Consider the following 26,606-nt stretch of genomic DNA (forward strand, 5'->3'; position numbering starts at 1 on the left):
CGTCGTGCTGACCATCCACGTCGCCGAGGCGACGCCCGAGACCGCGGTCCTGGTCGACGGCGACCGCGTCGCCGCCGTCGGCCCCTTCGACGACCTGGTCGCCGTGCGGCCCGAGGCGCGGGTGCGACGGTGGCCCGGCATCCTCACCCCGGGGCTGCTCAACCCGTTCGCGCCCGAGCTGCTCGAAGGCATGTACCACCCGGACCCGCGGGAGGCCGAGGGGTTCGGCACCGAGCCGATCACCGGGGAGCGGGCGCAGCGCATCTTCCGCATGGACGCCTCGCGGCGCGGCGCGTCCGCGCGCCGGGGCGTGCAGCGGCTGCTCGCCCACGGGACGGTCGCGGTCGCCGGCGAACTGCGCGACCGGGCCGCCGTGGACGCGGTGCGCCGGGCCGGTCTCGCCATCGGCCGCCGCCCGGAGAAGGTCCCGGGCCCCCCGTCGTTCTCGCCGGTGCCGCTGATCCTGCTGCCCGGCCTGATCCCGGGCGCCCCGGCCCGCTTCGCCGTCTTCGACGTGCCCGACCGGGCGGCGCTGGTCCGCCTCGGCGCGTCGACGTGCGTCGCCACCGTCCTCGGCGGCCGACTCGTCCACCGGGCCCGCTGAGCGGTTTCCGGCACCGCCGCTGCGACAATGAACCCGCCCGCCCGTCACCCCCGATTCTGCGAGGCCGAACGCCAGTGACCCGCGCAACCCTGGACAAGCAGCCGCACGAAGTCGCCACCATGTTCGACGACGTGGCGGCGAACTACGACCTCACGAACGACGTGCTCTCCCTCGGGCAGGACCGCCGCTGGCGCAAGGAGGTCGCGAAGGCGGTCGACGCGCGCCCGGCGCAGCGGATCCTCGACCTGGCGGCCGGTACGGCGACCTCCTCGCAGCCGTTCGCCCGCGCCGGCGCGTACGTCGTGCCGTGCGACTTCTCCCTCGGCATGCTCCGGGTCGGCAAGAAGAACCACCCGTGGATGCCGTTCACGGCGGGCGACGGCACCAAGCTGCCCTTCCGCGACGACGTCTTCGACGCGGTGACGATCTCCTTCGGGCTGCGCAACATCCAGGACACCGAGCAGGCGCTGCGCGAGATGTACCGCGTGACGAAGCCCGGCGGCCGGGTCGTCATCAGCGAGTTCTCGCACGCCACCTGGGCGCCGTTCCGCACGGTCTACGAGGAGTACCTGATGCGCGCGCTGCCGCCGGTGGCCCGCGCGATCTCCTCGAACCCCGACGCGTACGTGTACCTCGCCGAGTCGATCCGCTCGTGGCCCGACCAGCCGACGCTGGCGGCCATGCTCCAGAAGGCCGGCTGGTCGAAGGTGGCCTGGCGGAACCTGTCCGGCGGGATCGTCGCGCTCCACCGGGGCTTCAAGGCCGCCTGACGGAGCGCCGTCCGCGGGCGGTCCGCGGGGACGCACACCGGGTCGGCGGGCGGGCGGCCGACCCTCCGTTTCGGCCGCGTCCGCCCGCCATAGACTGCGATACGTCCTCATCGTCGAATCTTCGGGAGACCCCGCCGTGACCGAGCAGCCCCTCTCCGAGCACAGCGCAGATGTGATCGTCGTCGGGGCGGGCCCGGCCGGCTCCACCACCGCGTACTACCTGGCCAAGGCGGGGCTCGACGTCCTGCTCCTGGAGAAGACCGCCTTCCCCCGCGAGAAGGTCTGCGGCGACGGGCTCACCCCGCGCGCCACCAAGCAGCTCGTCGCGATGGGCATCGACATCTCCGAAGAGGCCGGCTGGCTGCGGAACAAGGGCCTGCGGATCATCGGCGGCGGCGTCCGCCTGGAGCTCGACTGGCCGGACCTCGCCTCGTACCCGGACTACGGACTCGTGCGCAAGCGCGACGACTTCGACGAGCAGCTCGCCCGGCAGGCGCAGAAGGCCGGTGCGCGGCTGTACGAGCGCTGCAACGTCGGCGCCCCGATCATCGACGACCGCACGGGCCGGATCACCGGCGTGCACGCCAAGCTCGGCGAGGAGAAGCGCGAGGTCACCTTCCACGCGCCGCTCGTCGTCGCCGCCGACGGCAACTCCACCCGGCTCTCGGTGGCCATGGGCCTGCACCGGCGGGAGGACCGCCCGATGGGCGTCGCGGTGCGGACGTACTTCACCAGCCCCCGCCACGACGACGACTACCTGGAGTCGTGGCTGGAGCTGTGGGACCGGCGCGGCCCGCAGGACCGGCTGCTGCCGGGCTACGGCTGGATCTTCCCGATGGGCGACGGCACGTCGAACGTCGGCCTCGGCATCCTCAACTCCTCCTCCGCGTTCAAGGAGCTGGACTGGCGCGAGGTCCTCAAGGCCTGGTGCGCGTCCATGCCGGAGGAGTGGGGCTACACCCCGGAGAACATGACGACGCCGATCCGCGGCGCCGCGCTGCCGATGGCCTTCAACCGCCAGCCGCACTACACCAAGGGCCTGCTGCTCGTCGGCGACGCGGGCGGCCTCGTCAACCCGTTCAACGGCGAGGGCATCGCGTACGCCATGGAGTCCGGGCAGATCGCCGCCGACGTCATCGTCCAGGCCCACGCCCGCGCCACCCCGGCCCAGCGCGAACTGGCCCTGCGCAACTACCCGCAGGTCCTCAAGGACACCTACGGCGGCTACTACACGCTCGGCCGCGCCTTCGTGAAGCTCATCGGCAACCCGAAGATCATGAAGATCGCCACCCAGCACGGCCTCACGCACCCGCTCCTCATGAAGTTCACGCTGAAGATGCTCGCGAACCTCACGGATCCGACGGGCGGCGACGCCATGGACCGGATCATCAACGGCCTGTCGAAGGTCGCGCCGAAGGCCTGAGCCGGGGTCCCGCGCCCGGGGTCCTGCGCCCGGGGTCCCGGGCGCGGGCGCGGTCAGTCGTTCCGCGACGCCGCCAGCCTGATCCGGGCGTCGAGTTCGGACCTCGTCCGGGTCAGGGTCTCGGCGTTCCGCTCGACGGCCTGCTTCTGGAAGCCGACCTCGGCGGCGTACCAGACGCCGACGAGGCCGGTGCGCTCCTTGCAGGCCACGTCCCGCACGGCGGCGGCGACGGCCCGGGGGCCGCCGGTCGTGTCCTGGGCCAGCCCGAGGTCCTCCTGGGGGCTGACGGGGTCGTCGGTCCGGTAGCCCTGCTCGGCCATGCAGCGCGACCACTCGGCGACGACCCGGGCGACCCGCGGGTCCTGCCGGGCCTTGGCGAAGGCCTCCGCCTCCAGCCGGAAGACGAACAGGGCGTCGACGGCGCCGTCCCGGGGCGCGTACATCCGCAGGAAGCCCTCGCGGCCGCAGCCGCCGACGGGCACCTTCCGGCCGTTGACCTTCCTGCCGCTGTCGGTGCGCTCCGACTCCGCGAGGCTCATCGGGAGCGGTCCCCTGACCGGTGGCCCGCCCAGGGCGAGTTCGCCCGCGGGGCCGAGGTCGGCCTCGGGGGCCTTTCCGGGCGGTTCGGCGCCGCCGCGCGGGGCGTAGCCGTACCGGGAGGCGTTCGCGGCGTCCGTGAGCCCGTAGCGGGAGCCGGTGCCGGCGCGGGCGGGCCGCGGCTGCTCCGGCGGCCGGTACGCGAAGCCGAACCGCTTCATGCAGTCGGCGGTCAGCAGCGCCTGTGCCCGCTCGATGCCGCGGCTCTCCTCGTCCGTCGGCTTGTAGCCGTCCAGCGGGTACGCGAGCCGTGCGGCGTCCGTCGCCCCGGGCGGCGCGGCGGGGGCGGGCGGGCCGCCGGGGCCGGTGGGGCCGGCGCCGGCGCCGCAGGCGGTGAGGAGGGCCGCGCCCAGCAGCAGGGCGGCGGCCGCGGGGCGCGGGGTGGGTGGACGCATGGGGTCAGCGGGCCTTGTAGTGGTACGCCGAGGAGACCTGGTTCTTGAAGGTCGTGGAGGCGTTGCCGTAGTAGTTCGCCGGGATGCTGCCCTCGATGCCGCCGGCGAACGAGCCGGTGTAGACGTACCAGGTGACGCGGTCGCGGTTGAAGTACGAGGCGGCGTTGTTGTCCACGACCTCCCCCTGGCCCGAGCCGTAGCCGGGGAAGCGGTCGTCGGCGAGGTTGGAGTCCGCCAGGTACAGGTCGAAGATCGATCCCATCAGGGAGGAGTTGTAGAACAGGCCGAACTCGCGGTACTCCAGCTCGCCGTCCTTGGTCGCGGCGGCGGCGGTTCCGCCGCCGGCCACGACGCCGGCGCCGAGGGCGGTGAGGGCGACCGCCGTGCCGATGGCGCGCCGGATGACCGTGCTCTGCATGACGTTGCCTTTCGGGGCCGAGAACCGAGATTGAGAAGTACACGTCATGAAGAGATTTCGGTCTACGGCTCTTTGGGACAGAGAACCCAAACCATCCGACCCGCAACTGGCCTGAATTCACTGCCTGTTGGGCGATCGGGGGCGGCGCCTCCGACCGCCCCCGGACACGCCGAAGGGCCGTCCCTCCCCCGAGGAGTGACGGCCCTTCGTCGTGCGGATGCGGAAGCGATCAGAGGAGGCGGACGGCGCCCGAGGGCATGTCCCAGTCCAGCGAGCGCTCGACGACACCGGTCGCGGAGTTCTGCGCGCCGACGTACTTGCCGCCGCCGACGTAGATGGCGACGTGGTACGAGCCGCTGCGGCTGCCCCAGTAGAGGATGTCGCCCGGCTGGAGGTTGCTCAGGGAGACGGACGTGCCCATGCTCGACTGCTGGTACGAGATGCGGGGCAGGTCGATGTTGGCCTGGCGGTACGCGGCCTGGACGAGGCCGGAGCAGTCCCACGAGTTGGGGCCGGTGCCGCCGGTGACGTAGGCGTCGCCGACCTGGGCGCGGGCGAAGGCCACGATCGCGGCGGCGGCGCCGGAGGGGGCCTGCGTCGGGGCGTCGTTCGTCGACGAGCCGGTGCCGGACGAGTCGCCGCCCGTGCTGGTGAGCTGGGTGCGCACGTTGTCGCGGGACGCGCGGGCGGCGGCGTCCTTGCGCTCCTGCTCGGCCTTGGCGCGGGCCTTCTCGGCGCGCTCGGCCTCGGCCTTGCGGTCCGCCTCGGCCTTCGCCGTCCTGGCGTCCTTGGCGGCCTTCTGCAGGGCCTGGTCCTCCTGCGACTGGAGGCTCTGGTCGAGGGCCTCCTGCTGCGACGCCTCGGCGGAGGCGGCGACGGCGCTCGCGAGGCCGGAGCCGTCGTCGAGCGAGCCCAGGGTGGGCATCTCGATGGTCTCGGTCACCGGCTCGGCATTGGCCGGCCCGGCAGCACCGGCCACCGCGATGGTGCCGAGGACGCCACCGGCAACTCCTGCCCGCAGGGCGAGCTTCGAGGCGCTGCGGCGGGGCTTCCGGTGGCTGGGTATGTGAGCGGTGTGGGACATGGGAACAACCGCTATCAGGGGTTCGTGGTTCCCATCAAGAAACGTGGGTTGCGCCACAGTTACGTTCGGAACCACCCAATCCGCTTCCCTGACGCCCTTATTGACGCCGTAACGGGCAAATCGGGCATGGCCCATCCGGCCCTTGATCAAGGGTTTTCAATGAAACGTCCGAATTGCCCGACGCTTACCACCTCTTGACGCGGATGGCCAAGCCCCGCTTTTTCGGAGCCTTCGAGGTGTGGTGCAGGTCACACTTCCGTCTCATGAACGCTCGTGAATGCGCGCACGCGTCCATCTTCGTACGCCGGACCCCCCGACCGGGCGATGGGCGGTTCCTTTATCACCCGGATGCGTCCACCACCAATTTGCTTGCATGGGCCAACACTTGATAGTGCGACACCCCCTCCGAGCAGCGACTTCCGGTCCGGATGTCACATCTGGTGATCACCTGGGCGCTTCGCGCGACAAGATCACCGCTCATCCGACTTCATGATCCTTCGTCAGGTGGTGGAGATCACAAAGTCCTTGCTGCACCCCGTGTCGCAGATCACAGAGGGGCGGGCATAAGATGCGGGGCAGCCGGGCTTGTGAACTGCCTCACATGGGGGCGATCTTTCACGCCGGCGGTGCGGTCCAACGGTCAAGGACGACTGGAAGGAGCGAGGAGCGTGAATGCGTACGCGCCCGTCCTCGTGCTCGGTGCCCTGGGTGCGGGGTTTGCGATCTTCTCCGTGGTCATGGCCACGCTTATCGGGCCAAAGCGGTACAACAGGGCAAAGCTTGAGGCGTACGAGTGCGGCATCGAACCGACGCCCACTCCCGCCGGAGGCGGTCGCTTCCCGATCAAGTACTACCTGACGGCGATGCTCTTCATCGTCTTCGACATCGAGATCGTCTTCCTCTACCCCTGGGCCGTCACCTTCGACGCCCTGGGGCTTTTCGGGCTCGTGGAGATGTTGCTCTTCGTGCTCACCGTCTTCGTCGCCTACGCGTACGTGTGGCGGCGCGGCGGCCTGGAATGGGACTGAGGGGCTGAGGGGCACCTATGGGACTCGAAGAGAAACTCCCGAGCGGCTTTCTGCTGACGACGGTCGAACAGGCCGCGGGCTGGGTGCGCAAGGCGTCCGTGTTCCCCGCGACGTTCGGCCTCGCCTGCTGCGCCATCGAGATGATGACCACCGGAGCCGGCCGGTACGACCTGGCCCGCTTCGGCATGGAGGTCTTCCGCGGCTCACCGCGCCAGGCCGACCTGATGATCGTCGCCGGCCGGGTCAGCCAGAAGATGGCGCCCGTCCTGAGGCAGGTCTACGACCAGATGCCCAACCCCAAGTGGGTCATCTCGATGGGCGTCTGCGCCTCCTCGGGCGGCATGTTCAACAACTACGCGATCGTGCAGGGCGTCGACCACATCGTGCCGGTCGACATCTACCTCCCCGGCTGCCCGCCGCGCCCGGAGATGCTGCTCGACGCGATCCTCAAGCTCCACCAGAAGATCCAGGGCTCCAAGCTCGGCGTGAACGCCGAGGAGGCGGCCCGCGAGGCGGAGGAAGCGGCGCTCAAGGCGCTGCCGACCATTGAATTGAAGGGTCTGCTCCGGTGAGTGACGAAACTCCGAACCCCGAGAAGGAGCTGAGCGCGCAGAACCTGCCGGGCCAGCGCGGGGACCACGGTGAGGAGGTACGCCTCCAGCGTGGCATGTTCGGCGCGAACAACGGCGGCGACACCACGGGATACGGCGGCCTCGTCCGCTCCATCCGCCTCCCCGGCCCGGCCGTCCGCCCGTACGGCGGCTGGTTCGACGAGGTCGCCGACGAACTCGAAGGCGCCCTGGAGGAGCAGGGACTGCTCCCCGAGAACGCCATCGAGAAGACGGTCGTCGACCGCGACGAGCTCACCTTCCACATCGAGCGCGAGCACCTCGTCCGCGTGGCCCGCACCCTGCGCGACGACCCGGCACTCCGCTTCGAGCTCTGTACCGGCGTCTCCGGCGTCCACTACCCGGGCGACAAGGGCCGCGAGCTGCACGCCGTCTACCACCTGCGCTCGCTGACCCACGGCCGGCTGATCCGCCTGGAGGTCTCGGCCCCCGACAGCGAGCCGCACATCCCGTCGCTCGTCGCCGTCTACCCGACGAACGACTGGCACGAGCGCGAGACGTACGACTTCTTCGGCATCGTCTTCGACGGCCACCCCGCCCTCACCCGGATCATGATGCCGGACGACTGGCAGGGCCACCCGCAGCGCAAGGACTATCCCCTCGGCGGCATCGCGGTCGAGTACAAGGGCGCCCAGATCCCGGCTCCGGACCAGCGGAGGTCGTACAGCTGATGTCCACCTCAGAAGCGTCTCCCCGCGAGACGACCGAAGGCACCGTCTACACGGTGACCGGCGGCGACTGGGACGAGGTCGTCCAGTCCGCGGCCAAGGCCGACGACGAGCGGATCGTCGTCAACATGGGCCCCCAGCACCCGTCCACCCACGGCGTGCTCCGCCTCATCCTGGAGATCGACGGCGAGACCGTCACCGAGGCCCGCTGCGGCATCGGCTACCTCCACACCGGCATCGAGAAGAACCTCGAGTACCGGACCTGGACGCAGGGCACCACCTTCGTCACGCGCATGGACTACCTCACCTCGTTCTACAACGAGACGGCGTACTGCCTCGGCGTGGAGAAGCTCCTCGGCATCACCGAGCAGATCCCGGACCGCGCCAGCGTCATCCGGGTCCTGCTCATGGAGCTCAACCGGCTCTCCTCCCACCTGGTGTGCATCGCCACCGGCGGTATGGAGCTCGGCGCCACCACGATCATGATCTACGGCTTCCGGGACCGCGAGATGATCCTGGACCTGTACGAGCTGATCACCGGCCTGCGCATGAACCACGCGTTCATCCGCCCCGGCGGCCTCGCCCAGGACCTCCCGCCCGGCGCCGTCGACGCCGTGCGCGAGTTCGTGAAGACCATGAAGAAGAACCTGCCGGAGTACGACAAGCTCGCCACCGGCAACCCCATCTTCAAGGCCCGCATGCAGGACGTCGGCTACCTCGACCTCACCGGCTGCATGGCCCTCGGCGCCACCGGACCGATCCTGCGCTCCGCGGGCCTCCCGCACGACCTGCGCAAGACCGACCCGTACTGCGGCTACGAGGACTACGACTTCGAGGTCCCGACCACCGACACCTGCGACTCCTACGGACGCTTCCTCGTCCGCCTGGAGGAGATGCGCCAGTCCCTCCGGATCGTCGAGCAGTGCCTCGACCGCCTGGAGCCCGGCCCCGTCATGGTCGGCGACAAGAAGATCGCCTGGCCCGCGCAGCTCGCGCTCGGCCCCGACGGCCTCGGCAACTCCCTCGACCACATCAAGAAGATCATGGGCACCTCCATGGAGGCCCTGATCCACCACTTCAAGCTGGTCACCGAGGGCTTCCGGGTCCCCGCCGGACAGGCCTACGCGGCCGTCGAGTCCCCCAAGGGCGAGCTCGGCGTGCACGTCGTCTCCGACGGCGGCACCCGCCCCTTCCGGGTCCACTTCCGCGACCCGTCCTTCACCAACCTCCAGGCCATGGCCGCGATGTGCGAGGGCGGCCAGGTCGCCGACGTCATCGTCGCCGTCGCCTCCATCGACCCCGTGATGGGAGGCGTCGACCGATGACGGAGAACGTCAGCCTGGGGATGCCCCAGCTCCCCGCCCCCGCCTACCCGGCCGAGGTCCGCGCCCGCCTGACGGACGACGCGCGCGCGATCATCGCCCGCTACCCGGACTCCCGCTCGGCGCTCCTGCCGATGCTGCACCTCGTGCAGTCGGAGGAAGGCCATGTGACCCGTACCGGCATGGCGTTCTGCGCCGACCTCCTCGGCCTCACCACCGCCGAGGTCACCGCCGTCGCCACCTTCTACACGATGTACCGGCGCAAGCCCTCCGGCGACTACCAGGTCGGCGTCTGCACCAACACGCTCTGCGCGGTCATGGGCGGCGACGCCATCTTCGAGGAGCTCAAGGAGCACCTCGCCGTCGGCAACAACGAGACCACCGACGACGGCAAGATCACCCTTGAGCACATCGAGTGCAACGCGGCCTGCGACTTCGCACCCGTCGTGATGGTCAACTGGGAGTTCTTCGACAACCAGACCCCCGCCTCCGCCAAGCAGCTGGTGGACGACCTGCGGGCCGGCCGGACCGTCGAACCCACCCGCGGCGCCCCGCTCTGCACCTTCAAGGAGACCGCCCGCATCCTCGCCGGCTTCCCCGACGAGCGCCCCGGCGCCGTCGAGGCCACCGGCGGGGCCGGCCCCGCCTCGCTCGTGGGTCTCCGCCTCGCCAAGGGCGAGCAGCCGCACCACCGAATCGTCCACCCGCGCGGTGAGACCTCCGGTCAGGAGGGGGAGTGATGACCTTGGCCGCCGAGATCGACAACAGCAGCCCCGAGAAGATCCTCGCCCCCGTGCTCTCCGCCTTCTGGGACCAGCCCGACTCCTGGACCCTGGCGACCTACGAGCGCCACGAGGGCTACCAGGGCCTCAAGCGGGCCCTCGCGATGAGCCCCGACGACCTCATCGCGTACGTCAAGGAATCCGGCCTCCGCGGACGCGGCGGCGCCGGCTTCCCCACCGGCATGAAGTGGCAGTTCATCCCGCAGGGCGACGGCAAGCCGCACTACCTCGTCGTCAACGCCGACGAGTCCGAGCCCGGCACCTGCAAGGACATCCCGCTCCTCTTCGCCAACCCGCACTCCCTCATCGAGGGAATGATCATCGCCTGCTACGCGATCCGCTCCGAGCACGCGTTCATCTACCTGCGGGGCGAGGTCGTCCCCGTCCTGCGCCGCCTCCACGAGGCCGTCCGCGAGGCCTACGCCGCCGGCTACCTCGGCCGGAACGTCCTCGGCAGCGGCCTGAACCTCGAACTCACCGTGCACGCCGGCGCCGGCGCGTACATCTGCGGCGAGGAGACCGCCCTCCTCGACTCGCTCGAAGGACGCCGCGGCCAGCCCCGACTGCGACCCCCCTTCCCCGCGGTCGCCGGTCTGTACGCCTGCCCCACCGTGGTGAACAACGTCGAGTCCATCGCGTCCGTTCCCGCGATCCTCAACCGGGGCAAGGAATGGTTCACGTCGATGGGCAGCGAGAAGTCCCCGGGCTTCACGCTGTACTCGCTGAGCGGGCACGTCGCCTCGCCCGGCCAGTACGAGGCCCCGCTCGGCATCACCCTGCGCCAGCTCCTCGACATGAGCGGCGGCATGCGACCCGGCCACCGCCTCAAGTTCTGGACCCCCGGCGGCTCCTCCACCCCGATGTTCACCGACGAGCACCTCGACGTGCCCCTCGACTACGAGGGCGTCGGCGCCGCCGGCTCCATGCTCGGCACCAAGGCGCTCCAGTGCTTCGACGAGACCACCTGCGTCGTCCGGGCCGTCACCCGCTGGACCGAGTTCTACGCCCACGAGTCCTGCGGCAAGTGCACCCCCTGCCGCGAAGGCACCTACTGGCTCGTCCAGCTGCTCCGCGACATCGAGGCGGGCAAGGGCAAGCTGTCCGACCTCGACAAGCTCAACGACATCGCCGACAACATCAACGGCAAGTCGTTCTGCGCCCTCGGCGACGGCGCCGCCTCGCCGATCTTCTCCTCGCTGAAGTACTTCCGCGCGGAGTACGAGCAGCACATCACCGGCCGGGCCTGCCCCTTCGACCCGGCCAAGTCGACCGCCTGGGCGGACAACCACAAGGAGGTGACCGCATGACCGTCATCGCGTCCACCCCCAGTGGCGGCGGCAGCGCGCCGGTGCCGCCCGAGGACCTCGTGACGCTGACCATCGACGGCGCCGAGATCTCCGTCCCCAAGGGGACGCTCGTCATCCGCGCCGCCGAACAGCTCGGCATCGAGATCCCGCGCTTCTGCGACCACCCGCTCCTCGACCCCGCGGGCGCCTGCCGCCAGTGCATCGTCGAGGTCGAGGGCCAGCGCAAGCCGATGGCCTCCTGCACCATCACCTGCACCGACGGCATGGTGGTGAAGTCGCAGCTGACCAGCCCCGTCGCCGAGAAGGCCCAGCACGGCGTGATGGAGCTGCTGCTCGTCAACCACCCGCTGGACTGCCCCGTCTGCGACAAGGGCGGCGAGTGCCCCCTGCAGAACCAGGCCATGTCCCACGGGCAGGCCGAGTCCCGCTTCGAGGGCGTCAAGCGGACGTACGAGAAGCCGGTCGCGATCTCCACCCAGGTGCTGCTCGACCGCGAGCGGTGCGTGCTCTGCGCCCGCTGCACCCGCTTCTCCAACCAGGTCGCGGGCGACCCGATGATCGAGCTGATCGAGCGCGGCGCGCTCCAGCAGGTCGGCACCGGCGAGGGCGACCCCTTCGAGTCGTACTTCTCCGGCAACACCATCCAGATCTGCCCCGTCGGCGCCCTCACCTCGGCCGCCTACCGCTTCCGGTCCCGCCCCTTCGACCTGGTCTCCTCGCCGTCGGTCTGCGAGCAGTGCGCCGGCGGCTGCGCCACCCGCACCGACCACCGGCGCGGCAAGGTCATGCGGCGGCTCGCCGCCGACGACCCGGAGGTCAACGAGGAGTGGATCTGCGACAAGGGCCGCTTCGGCTTCCGGTACGCCCAGCAGCGCGACCGGCTCACCACCCCGCTGGTCCGCAACGCCGACACCGGTGAACTGGAGCCGGCGTCCTGGCCCGAGGCCCTGGAGGCAGCCGCCCGCGGCCTCGTCCGCGGCCGGACCGGCGTCCTCACCGGCGGCCGGCTGACCGTCGAGGACTCCTACGCGTACGCCAAGTTCGCCCGGGTCGCCCTCGACACCAACGACATCGACTTCCGGGCCCGGATCCACTCCGGCGAGGAGGCCGACTTCCTGGCCTCGGCCGTCGCCGGCCGCGGCCGCGACCTGGACGGCAGCGGCGTCACCTACACCTCGCTCGAAGCGGCGCCGGCCGTGCTCCTCGTCGGCCTGGAGTCCGAGGAGGAGGCCCCCGGCGTCTTCCTGCGGCTCCGCAAGGCCTGGCGCAAGCACGGCCAGAAGACGTACGCGGTCGCCGCCTTCGCGACCCGGGGCCTGGAGAAGTCCGGCGGCACCCTGCTGCCGGCCGCGCCCGGCACCGAGACCGAGTGGCTGGACGCGCTGACCTCCCGGGTCGGCCTGGCGGGCGACGGACTCGCCGCCGCCGAGGCCCTCCGCCAGGAGGGCGCCGTCATCGCCGTCGGCGAGCGCCTCGCGGGCGTGCCCGGCGCGCTGACCGCCGCCCTGCGCGCCGCGACCGCCACCGGTGCCCGGCTCGTCTGGATCCCGCGCCGCTCCGGCGAACGCGGAGCCGTCGAGGCGGGCGCCCTCCCGGCGCTGCTGCCCGGCGGCCGGCCCGCGACCGACCCCCGCGCGCGGGAGGAGGTCGCCGCCGCCTGGGGCGTCCGCGAACTCCCGCACCGCTACGGCCGCGACACCGGCCAGATCCTGGAGGCCGCCGCCACCGGCGAACTCGGCGCGCTGCTCGTCGCCGGCGTCGAGGTCGCCGACCTGCCGGACCCGGCCCGCGCGCGCGAGGCCCTCGACGCCGCCTTCGTGGTCTCCCTGGAGCTGCGGCCCTCCGAGGTCACCGAGCGGGCGGACGTCGTCCTCCCGGTCGCCGCCGTCGCCGAGAAGCCCGGCACCTTCCTCAACTGGGAGGGCAGGGCGCGGCTCTTCGAGGCGGCGCTCAAGCCCGAGCAGATGACCCGGCCCCTCGCGCCGTCCGACGCGCGCGTGCTCCACATGCTCGCCGACGCCCTCGACGCCCACCTGGCCCTGCCCGACCTGCGGTCCGCACGGCGCGAGCTCGACCGGCTCGGCGGCTGGACCGAGGAGCGGGCCACCGAGCCCGGCGAGCCCGGTCAGCCGGCGCCCCGGCCCGGCGACGGCGAGGCCGTCCTCGCCGGACACCGCCTGCTGCTCGACCTCGGCAGGCTCCAGGAGGGCGACACCGCGCTCGCCGGCACCCGGCACGCGGCCGTCGCCCGGCTCTCCGCCGCCACCGCCGCCGACACCGGCGTCAAGGACGGCGACGCGCTGGAGGTGACCGGCCCCGCCGGTTCCGTGACGCTCCCGCTCCAGGTCACCGAGATGCCCGACCGCGTGGTCTGGCTGCCGCTCAACTCGACCGGCCGCGGCGTCCTCTCCGACACCGGCGCCCGCCCCGGCGCCGTGGTCCGCATCGGCCCGGCGACCCCGCAGGAGGCGCAGGCATGACCGCGAACGTCCTGGCGGCCGAAGACCTGTCCATGTTCGGCACGGACCCCTGGTGGCTCGTCCTGATCAAGGCCGTCTTCTGCTTCGCCTTCCTGATGATCACCGTGCTCTTCTCCATCGTGTGGGAGCGCAAGGTCGTCGCCTGGATGCAGCTGCGCATCGGCCCCAACCGGCACGGCCCCTGGGGCATGCTCCAGTCCCTCGCGGACGGCATCAAGCTGATGCTCAAGGAGGACGTGATCGTCAAGAAGGCCGACAAGGTCGTCTACGTCCTCGCCCCGATCATCGCCGCGATCCCCGCGTTCATGGCGATCGCCGTGATCCCCTTCGGCCCGGCCGGCAACGAGGTCTCGATCTTCGGCCACCGGACCGCGATGCAGCTCACCGACCTGCCGATCGCGATGCTGTACGTCCTCGCGGTCGCCTCCGTCGGCATCTACGGCATCGTCCTCGCGGGCTGGTCCTCCGGCTCCACGTACCCGCTGCTCGGCGGACTCCGGTCCTGCGCGCAGATGATCTCGTACGAGATCGCCATGGGCGCGGCCTTCGCCTCGGTCTTCCTCTACTCCGGGTCGATGTCGACCTCGAAGATCGTCGAGGCGCAGGCGGACCGCTGGTTCGTGATCCTGCTGCCGGTCTCGTTCATCATCTACATCATCACGATGGTCGGCGAGACGAACCGCGCCCCGTTCGACATGCCGGAGTCCGAGGGCGACCTCGTCGGCGGCTTCAACACCGAGTACTCGTCCATCAAGTTCGCGATGTTCATGCTCGCCGAGTACGTGAACATGGTGACGGTCTCGGCCGTGTCGGTGACCCTCTTCCTGGGCGGCTGGCGGGCCCCGTACCCGGTCTCCACCTTCTGGGAGGGCGCGAACCACGGCTGGTGGCCGATGCTCTGGTTCGTCCTCAAGGTGCAGCTGCTGCTGTTCTTCTTCATCTGGCTCCGCGGCACCCTGCCCCGCGTCCGCTACGACCAGCTGATGAAGCTCGGCTGGAAGGTCCTCATCCCGGTCTCCGTGGTCTGGCTGATGCTGGTCGCCACCGTCCGGGCGATGCGGAACGAGAACATCGCCTTCTCGAACATCGTCCTGTACGTGGCCGGCGCCGTCCTCGGACTGCTGTTGCTCTCCTTCCTCGTGGACCTGTTCCGCGACCGGAAGGCGAAGGCCGAGGCCGCCCCCGAGGCCGCGCCCGCCTTCGACGCGATGGCCGGCGGCTTCCCCGTACCGCCGAAGCCCGGGCAGACGCTGCCGCCCGTGCCGCGGCGCAGGCCCCGGCGCGACCGGGACCTCGTTGCCAGTGGCGCCCCCGATACCGCTACTGCGAATGATGGAAAGGAGACGGACGGTGTCTGACTTCCAGAATCCGGTGGCCGGTTTCGGCGTGACCTTCAAGGCCATGTTCAAGAAGCGGCTGACCGAGCAGTACCCGGAGCAGCAGAAGACGACGGCGCCCCGCTTCCACGGCCGGCACCAGCTCAACCGTCACCCCGACGGGCTGGAGAAGTGCGTCGGCTGCGAGCTGTGCGCCTGGGCCTGTCCCGCCGACGCCATCTACGTGGAGGGCGCGGACAACACCGACGAGGAGCGCTACTCGCCCGGCGAGCGGTACGGCCGCGTCTACCAGATCAACTACGCCCGCTGCATCCTGTGCGGGCTGTGCATCGAGGCGTGCCCCACGCGCGCGCTGACGATGACCAACGAGTTCGAACTGGCCGACTCCTCCCGCGAGAACCTGATCTACACCAAGGAGCAGCTGCTCGCGGGCCTGGAGGAGACCATGGTCGACTCCCCGCACGCGATCTTCCCCGGCATGACCGAGCAGGACTACTACCGGGGCCTCGTCACCGAGGCCGCGCCCGGCACCGTCCAGCAGGTCGCCGCCTCCAAGGGCGAGAAGGGCGAGCCGGAGGGGGCGGACGCATGAACGCCACCCTCGCGGCCTACGCGACCTCCAGCGGTGAGGCCTTCCAGTTCTGGGTCCTCGGCACCGTCGCCGTCGTCGGCGCGCTCGCCACGATCCTGATGAAGAAGGCCATGCACAGCGCCCTGTCGCTGGCCGGCACGATGATCGTCCTCGCGGTCTTCTACCTCGCCAACGGCGCGTACTTCCTCGGCATCGTCCAGATCGTCGTCTACACCGGCGCGATCATGATGCTCTTCCTCTTCATCGTCATGCTGGTCGGTGTCACGGCCGCGGACTCGCTGAAGGAGACCATCAAGGGACAGCGCTGGTGGGCCGCGGCCTGCGGCCTCGGCTTCGGCATCCTGCTGATCGCCGGCATCGGCCAGGCCTCGCTCACCGAGTTCGCCGGCCTCGGCGCCGCCAACTCGGCGTACGGCGGGAACGTCGAGGGCCTCGCCGCCCTCATCTTCACCAAGTACGTCTTCGCCTTCGAGATCACCGGCGCGCTCCTCATCACCGCCGCCGTCGGCGCGATGGTGCTCACCCACCGCGAGCGCACCGAGCGGGCCCGCACCCAGCGCGAGCTCTCCGAGCAGCGCGTGCGGGAAGGCAAGCACGTGCCGCCGCTGCCCGCGCCCGGCGTCTACGCCCGGCACAACGCCGTGGACGTCGCCGGTCTGCTGCCCGACGGCACCCCGTCGGAGCTCACCGTCATCTCGACCCTGCGCAAGCGGGGCCAGATCCGGGACGTGTCCACCGAGGCGATGGCCGACCTCAAGGCCCTGGAGCAGCGCTCCCAGGAGCGGCTCGGCCGGGACCGGGACGAAGAGGAGGCCACCCGGTGAATCCCGTCAACTACCTGTACCTCGCCGCCGTGCTGTTCACCATCGGTGCGGCCGGGGTGCTGATCCGGCGCAACGCGATCGTGGTCTTCATGTGCGTCGAGCTGATGCTCAACGCCTGCAACCTCGCGTTCGTCACCTTCTCCCGCATGCACGGCAACCTCGACGGCCAGATCATCGCGTTCTTCACGATGGTCGTCGCCGCCGCGGAGGTCGTCGTCGGGCTCGCGATCATCGTGTCCGTCTTCCGTGCCCGCCACTCGGCCTCGGTCGACGACGCCAGCCTGATGAAGCTGTGAGGGGCTGACCGTGGAAAATCTCATTGCGCTGCTCGTCGGGGCGCCCCTGCTCGGGGCGGCGGTCCTGCTCTGCGGCGGCCGTCGGCTCGACAAGTCCGGGCACTGGCTCGGCACGCTGCTCGCGGCCGTCTCCTTCTTCATCGGCCTGGCGCTCTTCGTCGACATGCTCGGAAAGAGCGCCGACGACCGGGCCATGTACCAGCGGCTCTACACCTGGATCCCCGTCGAGGGCTTCCAGGCGGACGTCGCCTTCCAGCTCGACCAGCTGTCGATGACGTTCGTCCTGCTGATCACCGGGGTCGGCACGCTCATCCACGTGTACTCCATCGGGTACATGGAGCACGACGAGCGCCGCCGCCGGTTCTTCGGCTACCTCAACCTGTTCGTCGCGGCGATGCTGCTGCTCGTCCTCGCCGACAACTACCTGCTCCTGTACTTCGGCTGGGAGGGCGTCGGCCTCGCCTCGTACCTCCTGATCGGCTTCTGGCAGCACAAGCCCTCCGCGGCCACCGCCGCGAAGAAGGCGTTCCTGGTCAACCGGGTCGGCGACATCGGGCTCTCGGTCGCCATCATGATCATGTTCACCACGTTCGGCACCTTCGCCTTCGGGCCGGTGTTCGCGGAGACCGACAAGGCCGGCCAGGGCACGCTGACCGCGATCGGCCTGATGCTGCTCCTCGCGGCCTGCGGCAAGTCGGCCCAGGTGCCGCTGCAGTCCTGGCTCGGGGACGCGATGGAGGGCCCGACCCCGGTGTCGGCCCTCATCCACGCGGCCACCATGGTCACCGCCGGCGTCTACCTGATCGTCCGGTCCGCCGACATCTTCAACGCCGCCCCGGACGCCCAGCTGGTCGTCACCGTGGTCGGCGCGGTCACGCTCCTCTTCGGTGCGATCGTCGGTTGCGCCAAGGACGACATCAAGAAGGCGCTCGCCGGTTCGACGATGTCGCAGATCGGCTACATGATCCTGGCGGCCGGCCTCGGCCCCATCGGCTACGCCTTCGCGATCATGCACCTGGTGACCCACGGCTTCTTCAAGGCGGGTCTCTTCCTCGGTGCCGGTTCGGTCATGCACGGCATGAACGACGAGGTCGACATGCGGAAGTACGGCGGCCTGCGGAAGTACATGCCGGTCACCTTCGCCACCTTCGGCCTCGGCTACCTGGCGATCATCGGCTTCCCCGGCCTGTCCGGCTTCTTCTCCAAGGACAAGATCATCGAGGCGGCCTTCGCCAAGGGCGGCACCGAGGGCTGGATCCTCGGCTCGGTCACCCTGCTGGGCGCGGCCATCACCGCGTTCTACATGACCCGCGTGATGCTGATGACCTTCTTCGGCGAGAAGCGCTGGCAGCCCGACGCGGAGGGCCACGAGCCCCACCCGCACGAGTCGCCCAGGTCGATGACCGTCCCGATGGTCGTGCTGGCCTTCGGCTCGGTCTTCGCGGGCGCCTTCTTCGGGATCGGCGACCGGTTCGTCGCCTGGCTGGAGCCGGTGACGAACTTCGAGCACGGCCACCCGCCGATCGGCGCCGGAGCGATCACCACCGCCACCGTCGCCGTCATGGTGGTCGGCGTCGGCATCGCGTACCTCCAGTACGGACGCCGGCCCGTGCCCGTGGTCGCCCCGCGCGGCTCGCTCCTCACCCGGGCCGCCCGCCGCGACCTCCTCCAGGACGACTTCAACCACGCCGTGTTCGTCACGGGCGGCACGCACCTCACCCGCTCGCTCGTGTACGTCGACCACAGCCTGGTCGACGGTGTCGTCAACGGCACCGCGGCCTCCGTCGGCGGACTCTCCGGCCGGCTGCGCAAACTCCAGAACGGCTACGCCCGCACCTACGCGGTCTCCATGTTCGGAGGTACTGCGGTGCTGATCGCCGCGACCCTGCTGATGAGGGCGGTGTAACGCTCATGTCCTTCCCGCTCCTCACGGCGACGGCCGCGGTGCCGGCGGTCGGTGCGATCCTCACCGCCGCCGTCCCCGCCGCCCGCCGCACCGCCGCCAAGTGGCTGGCGCTGCTGGTCTCGCTCGCCACGCTGGTGCTCGCCGGCGTCGTCTTCGGGCGCTTCGAGCCCGGCGGCGAGCGGTACCAGATGACCGAATCCCACTCCTGGATCAAGGACTTCGGGGTCCGGTACGAACTCGGGGTGGACGGCATCGGGGTGGCGCTCATCGCGCTCACCGCCCTGCTGATCCCCTTCGTGATCCTGGCCGGGTGGCACGACGCCGACCCGCTGGAGACCTCCTCGAAGAGGTGGCGGCCGACGCAGGGCTTCTTCGCCCTGATCCTCATGGTCGAGGCGATGGTGATCCTCTCCTTCGAGGCCACCGACGTCTTCCTCTTCTACATCCTCTTCGAAGCCATGCTCATCCCGATGTACTTCCTCATCGGCGGCTTCGGCGACCGCGCTCACAGCGGCTCCGACGAGAACGCGGCGGCCCAGCGCTCCTACGCGGCGGTCAAGTTCCTGCTCTACAACCTGGTCGGCGGCCTGATCATGCTGGCCGCCGTCATCGGGCTCTACGTGGTCGCGGGGAACTTCTCGCTCACCGAGATCGCCGAGGCGCGGGCCAACGGCTCGCTGGAGATGGCGACCAGCACCGAGCGGTGGCTGTTCCTCGGCTTCTTCTTCGCCTTCGCGGTGAAGGCGCCGCTGTGGCCGCTGCACACCTGGCTGCCGAACGCGATGGGGGAGGCGACCGCCCCGGTCGCCGTCCTCATCACCGCCGTCGTCGACAAGGTCGGCACCTTCGCGATGCTCCGGTTCTGCCTCGGGCTCTTCCCCGAGGCCTCGAAGTGGGCCACCCCCGCGATCGTCGTCCTCGCCCTGATCAGCATCGTCTACGGGGCGCTGGTCGCCGTCGGCCAGCGGGACATCAAGCGCCTGGTCGCCTACGCGTCGATCTCGCACTTCGGCTTCATCATCCTGGGCATCTTCGCGATGACCACGCAGGGCCAGTCGGGCGCCACGCTCTACATGGTCAACCACGGCATCTCGACGGCCGCCCTGATGCTCGTCGCCGGCTTCCTGATCTCCCGGCGCGGCTCGCGGCTCATCGCCGACTACGGCGGTGTGCAGAAGGTCGCCCCGGTGCTCGCCGGCACGTTCCTGATCGGCGGTCTCGCGACCCTGTCGCTGCCCGGACTCGCCCCGTTCGTCAGCGAGTTCCTGGTCCTGGTCGGGACGTACGTCCGCTACCCGGTGGCCGGTGTCATCGCCACCACCGGCATCGTCCTCGCCGCGCTCTACACCCTCGTCCTGTACCAGCGGACGATGACCGGGCCGGTGAAGGAGGAGGTCCGGACGCTGCCGGACCTGCGGCCGCGGGAACTGGCGGTGGTCGTTCCGCTGATCGCCCTGCTGATCTTCCTCGGGGTCTTCCCGAAGCCGCTGACGGATGTCGTCAACCCGGCGGTGCAGCACACCATGTCCGACGTCCAGCAGAAGGACCCCCAGCCCGAAGTGGAGGCCGCCAAGTGAGTTCCATGGCTGTCCACAGCTTGTGGACGACAGCGGCCGATCCGCTGAACAAGATCCCGGCCCCTCACATCGAGTACACGCAGCTCTCGCCCGTGCTCATCGTGATCGGCGCCGCGATCGTCAGCGTCCTCGTCGAGGCCTTCGTGCCCCGCAAGGGCCGCTACCTCGGCCAGGTCTTCCTGTCCGTCCTCGCCCTCGCCGCCGCCTTCGCCGCAGTCGTCGGCCTGGCGGCCGGCGGCTACGGCTCCACCAAGGCCCACATCGCGGCCATGGGCGCCATCGCCGTCGACGGCCCCGCCCTCTTCCTGCAGGGCACCATTCTCCTCGCCTCGATCGTCGCGATCTTCACCTTCGCCGAGCGCAGGCTCGACCCGGCCGACCACGGCCACAAGGTCGACTCCTTCGCCGCCGAGGCCGCCGCCGTCCCCGGCAGCGAGCAGGAGAAGGCGGCCGTGAAGGCCGGGTTCACCACCACGGAGGTGTTCCCGCTCGCGCTGTTCGCCATCGCCGGCATGCTGGTCTTCCCGGCGGCCAACGACCTCCTGACGCTCTTCGTCGCCCTGGAGGTCTTCTCCCTCCCGCTGTACCTGCTCTGCGCCGTCGCCCGCCGCAAGCGGCTGATGTCGCAGGAGGCGGCCGTCAAGTACTTCCTGCTCGGCGCCTTCTCCTCGGCCTTCCTGCTCTTCGGGATCGCCCTGCTCTACGGCTACGCGGGCTCCGTCTCGTACGCCACCATCGCCGACGTCGTCGACGGCACGATCGCCTCCGTCGACCCGGCGCTCGCCGACACCATGGGCAACGACGCGCTGCTCCTCATCGGCTTCGCCATGGTCCTCGCGGGGCTGCTCTTCAAGGTCGGCGCCGTGCCGTTCCACATGTGGACCCCGGACGTCTACCAGGGCGCCCCGACCCCCGTCACCGGCTTCATGGCCGCCGCGACGAAGGTCGCCGCGTTCGGCGCGCTGCTCCGCCTGCTGTACGTGGTGCTGCCGGGCCTCACCTGGGACTGGCGGCCGGTCATGTGGGGCATCGCGATCGTCACCATGCTGGGCGGTGCGATCGTCGCCATCACCCAGACCGACATCAAGCGGCTCCTGGCGTACTCGTCGATCGCGCACGCGGGCTTCCTGCTCGCCGGCGTCATCGCGGCCACGCCGAGCGGGGTCTCGTCCGTCCTCTTCTACCTGGGGGCGTACTCCTTCGTGACGATCGGCGCGTTCGCCGTCGTCACCCTGGTCAGGGACGCGGGCGGCGAGGCCACCCACCTCTCCAAGTGGGCCGGTCTCGGCCGCCGTTCGCCGCTCGTCGCGGCGGTCTTCGCGGTCTTCCTGCTCGCCTTCGCCGGCATTCCGCTGACCTCCGGCTTCTCCGGCAAGTTCGCGGTCTTCAAGGCGGCGGCGGAGGGCGGCGCGGGCGCGCTCGTCGTGGTCGGCGTGATCTCGTCGGCGATCGCCGCGTTCTTCTACATCCGGGTGATCGTGCTCATGTTCTTCAGCGAGCCGAAGGCGGACGGCCCCACGGTCGCCGTGCCGTCGGCGCTGACGTCGCTCACCATCGCGGTGGGCGTGGCGGTCACGCTGGTGCTCGGCCTCGCGCCGCAGTACTTCCTGAACCTGGCGAACCAGGCGAGCGTGTTCGTCCGGTAGCGGCGGTCGTACGCGTGAGGGGCCCGGCTCGCTGCGAGCCGGGCCCCTCCGCCGTGTTCGGGCGCAGCGGGCCTTCGGGTGGCAGGTGGCCTTCGCGGGTGGCAGCGGGCGAAGGGGCCGACCGGGGGGTGACCCGTCGGAGGTGCCCGTGCCATCGTGGGAGCCGCCCCGAATGGTCTGTACCAGTCGTCGAGAGGGAAGCGGCACGATGCGTGGCACCACCTCCTTACCCGGCACCCCCTGCGCCGCCGCGAGAGCCGGCGAGCCGCCCATGCACCGCCTGGAACTGCGCCTGCCCGACGACGTGCCCTTCGCCGCCGGGAGCTTCGACGCCGTCGGCCCGCTGTCCCGGGCGGCCTTCCCGCACCGGCACACCTTCCACGAGATCGTCCACGTCACCTCCGGCACCGGCACCCACGTCGTCGACCTGGCCCGCTGGCCGCTCCGCCCGCCCCACCTGGGCGTGATCCTGCCCGGACAGGTGCACCGCTGGGAGGACGCGCACGGCCTCGACGGCACCGTCGTCCTCTTCACCGAGGACTTCCTCCTCGGCCACCTCGGCGACCGGGACCTCCTGCGCCGCCTCGGGGAACACCCCTGGCACACCCTCGACGGGCCCACGCACGCGCGTACCACCCGGCTGATGGCCGAACTCGTCGAGGAGTACCGGCACGGCGCCGACGGCTTCGCGACCGTGCTGCGCTCCCTGCTGCACGTCCTCCTGGTCCGCACGGCCCGCCTGCCGGGCCCCGCCGGGCAGGCCGGGGCCCCGCCGTCCGGCCCCCCGCCGGGCAGGCCCGGAGCCGTCGCCGAGGAGTTCGCCGGACTGGCCGCCCGCGCCGGAGCGGAGGGCAGGACCGTGCGGGAGTGCGCCGAGCTGATCGGGGTCACCCCCGGCTACCTCACCGAGGCCGTCCGGGCCGCCACCGGCCGCACCCCCGGCGACCTCCTGCGCGCGGCCCGCACCCGGGAGGCCCAACGGCTCCTGATCGGCACCAGGCTGTCGATCCGTCAGGTGGCGACCAGGGTCGGCTTCGACGACCCCGCGTACTTCTGCCGCTTCTTCCGCCGCGAGACCGGACGGAGCCCGGGGGACTTCCGAAAACACCACGACCGCCGTGCTCCGTCCCTCGAAGGCGACGGCCCCCGCGCCTAGGTTCGTGCCGATCGCGCAGCCCCCCACATCCGAGGAGCAGGCATGGACAACGAGACCAGCACCGGGCACGTCAGCCGCAAGGCGGTGCTCCGCGCCGCGCTCGCGGCCGGCATCGCGGCGCCCACGGTCCTCATGGGCGTCCCCGCGCTCGCCCGCACCCTGGGCCCGACCGACGCGCCGCCCGCGCTCACCCCGGCGTGCGACGACGGCGACGACCCCACCCCGCCGCAGACCGAGGGCCCGTACTTCAAGCCCAACTCGCCCCTGCGGTCCAGCCTGGTCGACGCCGGCACCGCCGGCGTCCGGCTCACCGTCAGCGGCTACGTCTTCGGACTGGCCTGCAAGCCGATATCCGGCGTCCTGCTGGACTTCTGGCAGGCCGACACCAACGGCGCCTACGACAACTCCGGATACCGGTTCCGCGGCCACCAGTTCACCGACGCGAGCGGCGCTTTCAAGCTCACCACGATCGTGCCCGGCCTCTACCCGGGCCGCACCCGGCACATCCACGTCAAGCTGCAGGCCCCGGGCAGGCCGGTGCTGACCACTCAGCTGTACTTCCCGAACGAGCCCCGCAACAACACGGACACCATCTTCGACCCGCGGCTCCTGATGACCGTCCGGGACGCGGGCGGCGGCCGGGAGGCCGCCTTCGACTTCGTCCTGAACGTGCCGCAGGACCCGGGGCCGACGCCGACGCCGACGCCGACCCCGACGTCCACGGGCGCCCCCGGCGGCACCTGGGCCGCCGGGACCGCCTACCGGGCGGATGACGCCGTCACCTACGGCGGCCTGGGCTACGTGTGCCTCCAGGCGCACACGGCCCAGGCCGGCTGGGAGCCGCCGAACGTCCCCGCGCTGTGGCGGGTCCGCTAGTCAGGAGGACGGAAGGATCCGGCCCCGGACCTCGCCCAGCGCCACGCGGGTGCCGTCCGGGCCGGGCGCCCAGGCGGTGAGGACGACCTCGTCGCCGTCCTCGAGGAACGTCCGCTTGCCGCCCGCCAGTTCGATCGCGTCCCGCCCGTTCCAGGTGAGCTCCAGGAGCGAGCCGCGCTGGTTCGTCTCGGGCCCGGAGACCGTGCCGGAGCCGTACAGGTCGCCGGTGCGCAGCGAGGCGCCGTTCACCGTCATGTGGGCGAGCTGCTGGGCCGCCGTCCAGTACATGGAGGAGAACGGCGGCTCGGCGACGACCTCGCCGTTGATCTCCACGGTGATCCGCAGGTCGAAGCCGCCCTGCTCCTCCGCGTCCGCGTCGTCCAGGTAGGGGAGCAGCGGGAAGTCCCGCGCGGGCGGCGCGGTCCGGGCGGCGTCCAGCGCCTCCAGGGGCGTCACCCACGCCGAGACCGAGGTCTGGAACGACTTGCCGAGGAACGGGCCGAGCGGCACGTACTCCCACGCCTGCACGTCCCGCGCCGACCAGTCGTTGAGCAGCGTCAGGCCGAAGACGTGCTCGCGGAAGTCGCCGAGCGGCACGGGCCGGCCGAGCTCCGACGGGGTGCCGACGAGGAAGCCGACCTCCGCCTCGATGTCCAGCTTGATCGACGGGCCGAAGACCGGGGTCGGGTCCGACGGCGCCTTGCGCTGGCCCGAGGGGCGCACGACGTCGGTGCCGGAGACCACGACGGTGCCCGCGCGGCCGTGGTAACCGATCGGCAGGTGCTTCCAGTTGGGGGTGAGCGCGTCGCCGTCCGGGCGGAAGATCCGGCCCACGTTCGTCGCGTGGTGCTCGCTCGCGTAGAAGTCGACGTAGTCCGCGACCTCGTACGGCAGGTGCAGCGTCACCGCGTCCAGCGGGTGCAGCAGCGGCTCGACGTCGGCGCGGTGCGCGGGCACGGTCACCCACGCGGTGAGGGCCCGGCGCACGTCGCGCCAGGCGGTCCGCCCGGCCGCGAGCAGCGGGTTCAGGGAGGGCTGGGCGAGCAGGCTCGCGTACGGGGAGCCGAGGGCGTGGGCCGCGGCGCCCGCGTCCAGCACGTACCCGCCGATCCGGACGCCGAGCCGGCGCCGGCCGGGCTCGTCCGCGGTGGAGAAGACGCCGTACGGGAGGTTGTGCGGGCCGAAGGGATCGCCCTCGGCCAGGTCGAGCGGGCTGTGCTCGGACATCGGTACGTGCCTCGCTTTCCAGGTGTGTGGGGGACACGTTACGGGCCGGGCCGCCGGGCGCGGATGACATGGATCACACAGAAACCGCGGCCTCCGTGAGCAACTGTCCGGCTTCGCGCGCTTTGTGTTCCCGGCGCCTCGGGAAACCTCCGAGAGCCGCGGAAACAGGGCTCCCGCCAGGGCCTTTCCGGTCATACGATCAAGCCGGTGTCGCGCCGCGTGAAGTAGCCGCAGGCGCACGCCCGCCACCACACTTCGCACTCTTTCTCTGACCAGGAAAAGGTCCGCATCGTGAAGATCCGCCGCATTCTCGCGACCGCCGTGGCCGCCGCCGTGACCACCCCGGTGGTGTTCCTCTCGGCCGCCCCCGCGTTCGCCGACACCAAGCCGACCGCCCCGCAGTCGCAGAAGCCGACGTCGCACGAGGACGACATCGACGACGAGATGCCGTCGATCGAGGAGCTCAAGGCCGCCGTCGCCGCGGCGCAGAAGGAATACGACGAGGCCGTCGCCGACCTCGCCAAGGCCAAGGGCGACCTGAAGGCCCTGGACAAGGCCGACCACCCGCTCCAGGTGAAGGTCTCCGACGCCACGAAGGCCGCCGACGCCGCCGCCGTCGCGAAGGCCGCCGCCGACGACAAGCTCGCCAAGGCCGTGCAGGCCGAGAAGGACGTGCTGGCGAAGCCCGACGCCACCGAGCAGGAGAAGACGGACGCCGCCGCCGCCGTCGTCACCGCCAAGACGGCCGCGGCCGAGGCCGCCACCCTGAAGAAGGCCGCCGACGACGAGGCGGTCAAGGCCGCCAAGGCCCTCGCCGAAGCCAAGGACGCCGCCTCCCGCGTGGTCAAGCTCGCCGAGAAGGTCGAGAAGACCACCAAGCAGGAGCTCGCCGACGCCAAGGAAGAGCTGAAGTTCGCCGAGGAGATCGAGGGGGAGTGCAAGGAGGACGACTCCCTCAAGGTCGCGCTCAGCGGCCCGAAGACGGTCACCGCCGGCAAGCCCGCCGTCTTCTCGCTGCGCGTCACCAACACGTCCGACCACGCCCTGGACGTCGTCGACGCCTTCGCGACCGCCGTGCGGCTCCCCGAGCCCGGCGAGGAGATCGACGAGGAGACGGACCTCTCGGGCCGCCTCATCCCGATCGAGTGGTCGTCCCCCGACGTCCTGGAGTGGACGCCGTTCACCGACAAGTACGAGTCCATCGAGGTCGGCAAGCTCGCCAAGGGCGCCTCGTACGACGTGAAGCTGCGCCTCACGGTCGACGCCAAGGCGTCCGCCGGCCGGGGCGTCCTCTTCTCCTACGCCGAGTACGAGAACAAGGACGGCTCGTGCGGCCTCGGCACGGACTACCCGGACGCCGACTTCGCCATCGTCGCCGCCGACAAGGGTGACAAGCCGACGCCGACCCCGTCGACGCCCACCCCGGCGCCGAGCGCCACCACCGGGAACGGCAACACCTCGCAGCAGGGCGGCTCGTCCCGCACGCCGGTGAACGGCACGCTCGCCGCCACCGGTGCGAACGACACCCTGCCGCTCGGCTTCGCCGCCGCCGGGGCCGTCGCCCTGGGCGCCGGCGCGCTGGTCGTCGCCCGCCGCCGCAAGGCCGGCGCGAACGCGTAAGCCCGCGCGGAACGCACGAGGGCCCGCACCCCGGACACGGGG

General features: G+C 71.1%; 24 protein-coding genes. 20 read left to right on the forward strand and 4 right to left on the reverse strand.

The genetic code is table 11. The features are described from left to right. The first annotated feature begins 4 nt into the window (after window positions 1-4). The 3 genes from ACFCY7_RS07110 (at window position 5) to ACFCY7_RS07120 (ending at window position 2,797) form a co-directional block, all read left to right on the forward strand. The gene (locus tag ACFCY7_RS07110; RefSeq protein ID WP_376482073.1) at window positions 5-604 is read left to right on the forward strand and encodes a hypothetical protein; all 600 of its coding nucleotides are present in this window, start codon (window positions 5-7) and stop codon (window positions 602-604) included. A gap of 74 nt (window positions 605-678) precedes the next feature. Next, complete coding sequence (locus tag ACFCY7_RS07115) at window positions 679-1,374, forward strand: demethylmenaquinone methyltransferase (RefSeq protein ID WP_367827612.1); 696 nt, start codon at window positions 679-681, stop codon at window positions 1,372-1,374. A gap of 136 nt (window positions 1,375-1,510) precedes the next feature. Further along, window positions 1,511-2,797, forward strand: coding sequence for a geranylgeranyl reductase family protein (locus tag ACFCY7_RS07120; RefSeq protein ID WP_376482075.1), 1,287 nt, complete (start codon window positions 1,511-1,513; stop codon window positions 2,795-2,797). 53 nt (window positions 2,798-2,850) lie between these two features. Here ACFCY7_RS07120 and ACFCY7_RS07125 read toward each other — a convergent pair whose 3' ends face one another. The 3 genes from ACFCY7_RS07125 to ACFCY7_RS07135 form a co-directional block, all read right to left on the reverse strand. Further along, complete coding sequence (locus tag ACFCY7_RS07125; RefSeq protein ID WP_376482077.1) at window positions 2,851-3,789, reverse strand: hypothetical protein; 939 nt, start codon at window positions 3,787-3,789, stop codon at window positions 2,851-2,853. Between the two features lie 4 nt (window positions 3,790-3,793). Continuing rightward, window positions 3,794-4,207 (reverse strand): hypothetical protein, encoded by a 414-nt coding sequence (locus ACFCY7_RS07130; protein ID WP_376482079.1) that lies wholly within the window; start codon window positions 4,205-4,207, stop codon window positions 3,794-3,796. A gap of 229 nt (window positions 4,208-4,436) precedes the next feature. Then, entirely contained in the window at window positions 4,437-5,291 is an 855-nt protein-coding gene (locus tag ACFCY7_RS07135; protein ID WP_376482081.1) for a C40 family peptidase, read from the reverse strand. 668 nt (window positions 5,292-5,959) lie between these two features. Between ACFCY7_RS07135 and ACFCY7_RS07140 the strand changes: the two genes are divergently transcribed. From ACFCY7_RS07140 to ACFCY7_RS07215, 16 genes are all read left to right on the forward strand, one after another. Next, complete coding sequence (locus tag ACFCY7_RS07140; protein ID WP_019888619.1) at window positions 5,960-6,319, forward strand: NADH-quinone oxidoreductase subunit A; 360 nt, start codon at window positions 5,960-5,962, stop codon at window positions 6,317-6,319. Window positions 6,320-6,336: 17 nt separating this feature from the next. Beyond that, window positions 6,337-6,891 (forward strand): NADH-quinone oxidoreductase subunit B family protein, encoded by a 555-nt coding sequence (locus ACFCY7_RS07145; RefSeq protein ID WP_319310819.1) that lies wholly within the window; start codon window positions 6,337-6,339, stop codon window positions 6,889-6,891. After that, window positions 6,888-7,619, forward strand: coding sequence for an NADH-quinone oxidoreductase subunit C (locus tag ACFCY7_RS07150; protein ID WP_376482083.1), 732 nt, complete (start codon window positions 6,888-6,890; stop codon window positions 7,617-7,619). The genes ACFCY7_RS07145 and ACFCY7_RS07150 overlap by 4 nt, the downstream gene beginning before the upstream one ends. Further along, on the forward strand, window positions 7,619-8,941 hold the full coding sequence (locus tag ACFCY7_RS07155) for an NADH-quinone oxidoreductase subunit D (RefSeq protein WP_376482085.1): 1,323 nt from the start codon (window positions 7,619-7,621) through the stop codon (window positions 8,939-8,941). The genes ACFCY7_RS07150 and ACFCY7_RS07155 overlap by 1 nt, the downstream gene beginning before the upstream one ends. Next, window positions 8,938-9,678: an NADH-quinone oxidoreductase subunit NuoE gene (gene nuoE / locus ACFCY7_RS07160; protein WP_376482087.1), complete on the forward strand. Its 741-nt coding sequence runs from the start codon at window positions 8,938-8,940 to the stop codon at window positions 9,676-9,678. Before ACFCY7_RS07155 ends, nuoE begins: the two co-directional genes overlap by 4 nt. Beyond that, complete coding sequence (gene nuoF / locus ACFCY7_RS07165) at window positions 9,675-11,027, forward strand: NADH-quinone oxidoreductase subunit NuoF (RefSeq protein ID WP_376482088.1); 1,353 nt, start codon at window positions 9,675-9,677, stop codon at window positions 11,025-11,027. The genes nuoE and nuoF overlap by 4 nt, the downstream gene beginning before the upstream one ends. Next, window positions 11,024-13,507: an NADH-quinone oxidoreductase subunit G gene (locus ACFCY7_RS07170; RefSeq protein WP_376482090.1), complete on the forward strand. Its 2,484-nt coding sequence runs from the start codon at window positions 11,024-11,026 to the stop codon at window positions 13,505-13,507. Before nuoF ends, ACFCY7_RS07170 begins: the two co-directional genes overlap by 4 nt. Next, window positions 13,504-14,865, forward strand: a complete 1,362-nt coding sequence (gene nuoH / locus ACFCY7_RS07175) for an NADH-quinone oxidoreductase subunit NuoH (protein ID WP_376482092.1) — start codon at window positions 13,504-13,506, stop codon at window positions 14,863-14,865. Before ACFCY7_RS07170 ends, nuoH begins: the two co-directional genes overlap by 4 nt. Beyond that, window positions 14,837-15,436 (forward strand): NADH-quinone oxidoreductase subunit NuoI, encoded by a 600-nt coding sequence (nuoI, locus tag ACFCY7_RS07180; protein ID WP_376482094.1) that lies wholly within the window; start codon window positions 14,837-14,839, stop codon window positions 15,434-15,436. Before nuoH ends, nuoI begins: the two co-directional genes overlap by 29 nt. Then, window positions 15,433-16,260 carry an NADH-quinone oxidoreductase subunit J gene (locus tag ACFCY7_RS07185; RefSeq protein ID WP_376482096.1) on the forward strand — a complete coding sequence of 276 codons (828 nt, stop codon included), beginning with the start codon at window positions 15,433-15,435 and terminating at the stop codon, window positions 16,258-16,260. The genes nuoI and ACFCY7_RS07185 overlap by 4 nt, the downstream gene beginning before the upstream one ends. Beyond that, window positions 16,257-16,556 carry an NADH-quinone oxidoreductase subunit NuoK gene (gene nuoK / locus ACFCY7_RS07190; protein ID WP_376482097.1) on the forward strand — a complete coding sequence of 100 codons (300 nt, stop codon included), beginning with the start codon at window positions 16,257-16,259 and terminating at the stop codon, window positions 16,554-16,556. The genes ACFCY7_RS07185 and nuoK overlap by 4 nt, the downstream gene beginning before the upstream one ends. A 10-nt stretch (window positions 16,557-16,566) precedes the next feature. After that, on the forward strand, window positions 16,567-18,462 hold the full coding sequence (gene nuoL, locus ACFCY7_RS07195; protein WP_376482098.1) for an NADH-quinone oxidoreductase subunit L: 1,896 nt from the start codon (window positions 16,567-16,569) through the stop codon (window positions 18,460-18,462). A gap of 5 nt (window positions 18,463-18,467) precedes the next feature. Further along, entirely contained in the window at window positions 18,468-20,039 is a 1,572-nt protein-coding gene (locus ACFCY7_RS07200) for an NADH-quinone oxidoreductase subunit M (protein WP_376482099.1), read from the forward strand. Then, window positions 20,036-21,685, forward strand: coding sequence for an NADH-quinone oxidoreductase subunit NuoN (nuoN, locus tag ACFCY7_RS07205; protein ID WP_376482100.1), 1,650 nt, complete (start codon window positions 20,036-20,038; stop codon window positions 21,683-21,685). Before ACFCY7_RS07200 ends, nuoN begins: the two co-directional genes overlap by 4 nt. Before the next feature lie 208 nt (window positions 21,686-21,893). Beyond that, the gene (locus ACFCY7_RS07210) at window positions 21,894-22,841 is read left to right on the forward strand and encodes a helix-turn-helix domain-containing protein (protein ID WP_376482102.1); all 948 of its coding nucleotides are present in this window, start codon (window positions 21,894-21,896) and stop codon (window positions 22,839-22,841) included. Between the two features lie 42 nt (window positions 22,842-22,883). Continuing rightward, the gene (locus tag ACFCY7_RS07215) at window positions 22,884-23,717 is read left to right on the forward strand and encodes a carbohydrate-binding protein (protein WP_376482104.1); all 834 of its coding nucleotides are present in this window, start codon (window positions 22,884-22,886) and stop codon (window positions 23,715-23,717) included. On the opposite strand, the gene fahA is transcribed toward ACFCY7_RS07215, so the two are convergent. Continuing rightward, window positions 23,718-24,944 (reverse strand): fumarylacetoacetase, encoded by a 1,227-nt coding sequence (fahA, locus tag ACFCY7_RS07220; RefSeq protein ID WP_376482106.1) that lies wholly within the window; start codon window positions 24,942-24,944, stop codon window positions 23,718-23,720. 291 nt (window positions 24,945-25,235) lie between these two features. On the opposite strand from fahA, the gene ACFCY7_RS07225 reads away from it, so the two are divergent. Beyond that, window positions 25,236-26,564: a peptidase gene (locus tag ACFCY7_RS07225; RefSeq protein WP_376482108.1), complete on the forward strand. Its 1,329-nt coding sequence runs from the start codon at window positions 25,236-25,238 to the stop codon at window positions 26,562-26,564. Window positions 26,565-26,606 lie beyond the last annotated feature (42 nt).

It is taken from the genome of Streptomyces sp. NPDC056361 (genome assembly GCF_042262805.1).
Classification (GTDB): Bacteria; Actinomycetota; Actinomycetes; order Streptomycetales; family Streptomycetaceae; genus Streptomyces.